The sequence below is a fragment of the Brevundimonas sp. genome (assembly GCF_016463295.1).
Lineage (GTDB): Bacteria > Pseudomonadota > Alphaproteobacteria > Caulobacterales > Caulobacteraceae > Brevundimonas.
This window is the reverse complement of sequence record NZ_JAEMRO010000117.1, coordinates 1-5,187: the sequence shown is the minus strand read 5'-3', so window position 1 is coordinate 5,187 and position 5,187 is coordinate 1. Positions and strand designations below refer to the sequence as shown.

At 65.9% G+C, this 5,187-nt stretch carries 3 protein-coding genes; 2 read left to right on the top strand and 1 reads right to left on the bottom strand.

The annotated features are described in order from the left end of the window. Positions 1-1,300, top strand: a 1,300-nt coding sequence (locus JHC81_RS13675; protein ID WP_366466293.1) for a sugar MFS transporter, incomplete at its 5' end; no start/stop codon positions are given. A gap of 6 nt (positions 1,301-1,306) precedes the next feature. On the opposite strand, the gene JHC81_RS13670 is transcribed toward JHC81_RS13675, so the two are convergent. After that, a complete protein-coding gene (locus tag JHC81_RS13670; RefSeq protein ID WP_292175584.1) occupies positions 1,307-2,818 on the bottom strand; it encodes a tryptophan halogenase family protein in 1,512 nt (503 codons plus the stop codon). Positions 2,819-3,002: 184 nt separating this feature from the next. Here JHC81_RS13670 and JHC81_RS13665 point away from each other — a divergent pair, with 184 nt between their 5' ends. Beyond that, positions 3,003-5,165 carry a TonB-dependent receptor gene (locus JHC81_RS13665; RefSeq protein WP_292175583.1) on the top strand — a complete coding sequence of 721 codons (2,163 nt, stop codon included), beginning with the start codon at positions 3,003-3,005 and terminating at the stop codon, positions 5,163-5,165. Positions 5,166-5,187 lie beyond the last annotated feature (22 nt).

Sequence of the window (5,187 nt, the reverse complement as noted above, 5' to 3'; positions counted from 1 at the left end):
GGGGAGAGACATGACCGACACTTCGACCGCACCACGCAAGGGCACAGGCCTGGCCTTCGCCTATGTGACCACACTGTTCTTCGCCTGGGGGTTCGCCACCTCGCTGATCGATCCGCTGATTGCGGCGGTCCGTAAGGTGTTCGACCTGACGACGACAGAGGCGCTGCTGACGGCCTCAGCCTGGTTCATCGCCTATGCAGTGGTCTCGATCCCGGCCGCCGCCATCCTGGGCAGGCTGGGTTACAGCCGGTCGATCATCTCGGCCCTGGTGGTCATGGTGCTGGGCTGTCTGATCATCCCGCTGGCGACGCTGGTGGATGTCTATGAGATCGTGCTGCTGGGTCTGTTCGTCATCGCATCGGGCGTGACCCTGCTGCAGGTCGCGGCCAATCCGCTGGTTGCGGTGCTCGGCTCGCCGAAGGGATCACATGCGCGCCTGAACTTCTCGCAGTTCTTCAACTCGCTGGGCACGACGCTGGGGCCGCTGCTGGGATCGAGCGTGCTGCTGACCGGCGGTGTGTTCGCCGCCGGTGCCGTGGTGACGGCGGCGACGCGCGACGAATCCCTGCGCAGCATCGACTTCGCCTTCCTGGCCCTGGGCGGCTTCTTCGCCCTGGTCGCCTTTTTCATCTTCACGGCGCGCAAGAAGATCAACGCCGCCGCCGCCAGCGCCCAGAGCGATGCGGTCTCGTCGCCGCTTAAGGCTTTCAGCTCGCGCTGGGCCGTCTTCGGGGCCCTGGCCATCTTCATCTATGTCGGATCGGAAGTGACCATCGGCGGTCTGCTGACCAACTTCCTGGCCAGCCCGACCATCCTGAACATCCCCGAGGTCGATGCCGGTCGCCTGGTCAGCTTCTACTGGGGTGGGGCGATGGTCGGTCGTCTGATCGGCGCGGCCCTGCTGACGCGGGTTCCGGCCGGTGTGCTGCTGACGGTCAACACGGTGATCGCGGCGATCCTGTGCCTGGTCGTGACCCAGACCACGGGTACCACCGCCGCCTATGCCGCTATCGGCGTGGGCTTCTTCAACTCGATCATGTTCCCGACCATCTTCACCCTGACGCTGGAGCGTTCGACCGCGCCGGTTTCGGCCACATCTGGCTTGCTGTGCACGGCCATCGTCGGTGGGGCGGTCCTGCCCCTGATCGGCGGCATGCTGGTCGACGACGCGGCGGAGATCTTCAATCCGGCCTTCTTCGTGCCGCTGGTCGGCTATGCCCTGCTGGCCGTGTTCGCGGTCGGGGCGGCGCGCAAGAAGCCGGAAGTTCGCGACACTGCGACGGTCGCCACCCTGCACTGACGTTCGTCAGTCCGCGCCCGACCACATGCCTTTCGCCTTCAGATAGGTCTCGTGGTCGGGCAGGGCGGCGACGGTGCGGGCCAGGATGTCGGACAGCTGACGCAGGCCCGCCGCCGGGCGGTCTGCATCGTTCAGCGAATACAGCGGATTGGCCCCGCGCGGCATGATCCCCTGGCCGTACATGACCGCCAGCCATGAGGCCTGGCTGAAGTATTCGTCGGCCCCGACCTGATACAGCAGGGCGCGATCGCGGAAGGCCTCGACCCGCTCGGCCAGGCTGTCGGGGATGGGCATGTCGCGCACCTGCCGCCAGAACGGCGTGTCGTCCCGCTGGGTCGCGTGATAGTGCAGGATGACGAAGTCGCGGATCAGCTCGACCTCGCGGCCTAGACGGCGGTTGTAGCCGTCGATGTTGACCGGGCTGAAATCCTTGTCCGGGAAATGCTGCAGCAGGCGATAGATGCCTGCCTGCACCAGATGGATGCTGGTCGATTCCAGCGGCTCGATGAAGCCGCTGGACAGGCCCAGGCTGACGACATTCCTGTCCCAGTATTTCTTGCGCCGCCCGGTCACGAACCGCAGAGGGCGCGGCTCAGCCAGGGCCTCTCCGTCCAGATTGGCCAGCAGGGTCTCGCGCGCCGCATCGTCGGTGATGTGGTCCGAGCAATAGACATAGCCGTTGCCGGTGCGGTGCTGCAGGGCGATCCGCCACTGCCAGCCCGCCTCGCGCGCCGTGGACAGGGTGTAGGGCGTCAGGGGCTTCACGCTGGCACAGGGCACGGCCATGGCGCGGTTCACGGGCAGCCAGTGCGACCAGTCTTCGTAACCAGCTTTCAAGGCCCCCTCGATCAGCAGGCCGCGAAAGCCGGTGCAGTCGATGAACAGATCGGCCTCCAGGACGCGGCCATCTTCCAGCGTCACGCCCTGGACGAAACCGTCGTCGGCTCTCTGCACCACATCGACGACCTTGCCCTCGACCCGTTCGACACCGCGGCCCTCGCAGACCTTGCGCAGGTATTTGGCATAGAGGACGGCGTCGAAATGATAGGCGGTGAACATACTGTTCAGCGGCGAGTTCGGGTCCGGATTGCGGTCGCCGACCTTGCCCGCGTCGGCGGCGCGCCAGCAGACGGAATAGTCACCCAGATTGCCCGCCAGACCCTTGGCCTTCAGCGAAAAATAGGTCTGCTGGAAGTCCGCCAGGGTTGGGCCGCGCCCGAAGGTGCCGAACGGATGGACATAGCGATTGCCCACATGGCCCCAGTCCTGGAAGACGATGGCGACCTTCAGCGTCGCCTTGGTCTCGCGCATGAACTCGGCTTCGTCGAGACCGATCATGGCGTTGAAGTCGCGGATCGGCGGCACGGTCGCTTCGCCCACACCGACGATGCCGATGTCCTCGGATTCGACCAGCGTCACCCTGGCGTGCGGGCCGAGGGTGCGTTGCAGGGCGGCGGCCGCCATCCAGCCGGCCGTACCGCCACCGACGATCAGAACGCTGCGGATGGGTTCGGCCATGACGGTCTCCCGGCCTGTTGATCGACCGCGGATTCAGATTAGGCGGGCGGGCCGGTCGCTCAAGCAAAAAGGCGTGCCCTGCGACCGATGCGCCAAAAAGGCACACAGTCAACGCGAAGACCTTGAAAGCCCAGGTGCGGTCCTATACTGCGACGCGTTCTCATTCGCATGATTGTTGGTTCTGATGCTCCGTACCCTGCTGCTCGCTTCATCCGCCGCCCTGGTGTGGGCCAGCCAGGTGCAGGCCCAGGACGCCGAGGTGACGCAGATCGACGACGTCATCGTCACGGGCTCGCAGGTGACGCTGACGTCGCCCTATCCCGGTGGTCAGGTCGCGCGCGGTGGACGGGTCGGCCTGTTCGGCAATCTGGGCGTCATGGACACGCCCTTCGCCACGACCAGCTATACCGAAGAGCTGACCCGCAATCAGCAGGCCCGCAGCGTCGGCGACGTGCTGCAGAACGATCCGGCGGTGCGCGTGTCCAAGGGCTTCGGCAATTTTCAGGAGCTGTACGTCATCCGCGGCTTTCCGGTCTATTCGGACGACATGACCTACAATGGCCTGTACGGCATCCTACCGCGTCAGTTCGTGGCGGCGGAGTTTCTGGAGCGGGTCGAGGTCTTTCATGGCGCGACGGCCTTTCTGAACGGCGCCGCTCCGGGCGGCAGCGGCGTCGGCGGGGCGTTCAATCTGACGCCCAAGCGCGCCCCGGACGAAGCCCTGACGCGGCTGACCGCCGGGATCGACGGCGAGAGCGAGCTGTATCTGGCCGCCGATATCGCCCGGCGCTTCGGTGCCGCCGACGACTATGGCCTGCGGCTGAATGTGGCCCGCCGGGACGGGGAGGCGGGGATCGAGGGCGAAAGCCGCGAGCTGACCGCCGTCGGCCTGGGTCTGGACCGTCGCGGCGAACGGGCGCGGTTCTCGGCCGACATCGGCTATCAGGACCACCGCATCGACGCCCCGCGCCCGACCGTGACGCCTCTCGGGGCCGTGCCCGCGCCGCCGTCCGCCGACAGCAACTTCGCCCAGCCTTGGACCTATACCGACGAGCGTCAGCTGTTCGGCGTCGTCCGCGGCGAGTTTGATCTCAGCGACACCGTCACCGCCTGGGCGGCCTTCGGTGGTCGTCAGGGCGAGGAGGCCAATGTCCTGGCCAATCCGACGGCCCAGCCCGACGGCACGCTCAGCGCCTATCGTTTCGACAATACGCGCGAGGACACGGTCTGGTCAGGCGACATCGGTGTGCGTGCCGAGGTGACGACCGGTCCGGTCGGCCATACGCTGGTGGCCTCGGCGTCGCAGGTTCAGTCCAGTTCGCGCAACGCCTATGCCTTCTCGGACTTCGCGGGCTTTGCCAGCGATCTGTACAACCCGGTCGTAGTAATGCCTCCCGTGCCGGACGCCTTGATCGGCGGCGATCTCGACAATCCCCTGGTGACCGAGCGGGTCCACAACAGCAGTATCGCCATCGCCGACATGATGTCCTTCATGGACGGCAAGCTTCTGGCCACGGTCGGTGCCCGGTATCAGCAGATCGAGACGCGGACCTCCGATTACAACACAGGTGCGCCTGCCCCCACCCCAGTCGAAGGCGATGCGATCACGCCGGTGTTCGCTTTGGTCTACAAGCTGAGCGACGCTGTGGCCGTCTACGCGAACTACGCCGAGGCCCTGCAGCCCGGCAAGATCGCGCCTTCTGCCATCAACGGGCGGCGGGTCCAGAACCAGGGCGAGGTGCTGTCGCCATTCCGTTCGGAGCAGAGCGAGATCGGGGTTAAGTACGATGGAGGGACTTTCGGCGGCTCGCTGAGCCTCTTCCAGACAACCCAGGCCACGGAGTCGTTCGACATCGTCAATCCGGACGCCCCTCTTGCGGAGCAGTTCGGTACGTACGGCGACGGTGATGAGCAGCAGAACCGGGGTGTCGAGGTCAGCGTATTCGGCGAGCCGGTTTCTGGCCTGCGTCTGATCGGCGGAGCGAGTTGGCTGGATACCGAGATCGTCTCAACCGAAGCCATCGGCGTCCCTGATTTCCAGGCCAACGCCAATGTCGAGTGGGATGTCCCGCAGTTCGCTGGTCTGACTCTTGAAGGCCGCGCCGTCTTTACGGGTGAGCAGCAGGTCAATGAAGCGAACACGGTGCAACTCGACAGCTGGACCCGCTTCGATGCCGGTCTGCGCTATGTCACCCAGGTCGCGGATCGGCCGGTTACCCTGCGGGCCCGGGTCGAGAACCTGGCGGACGAAGACCAGTGGGTCGCGGTCGGCGGCTTCCCGGGGGCCAACTATCTGACGCTGGGTGCGCCGCGGACCCTGCGGCTGTCGCTGTCGACGGATTTCTGAGGCGGATGCAGACACGCACCCT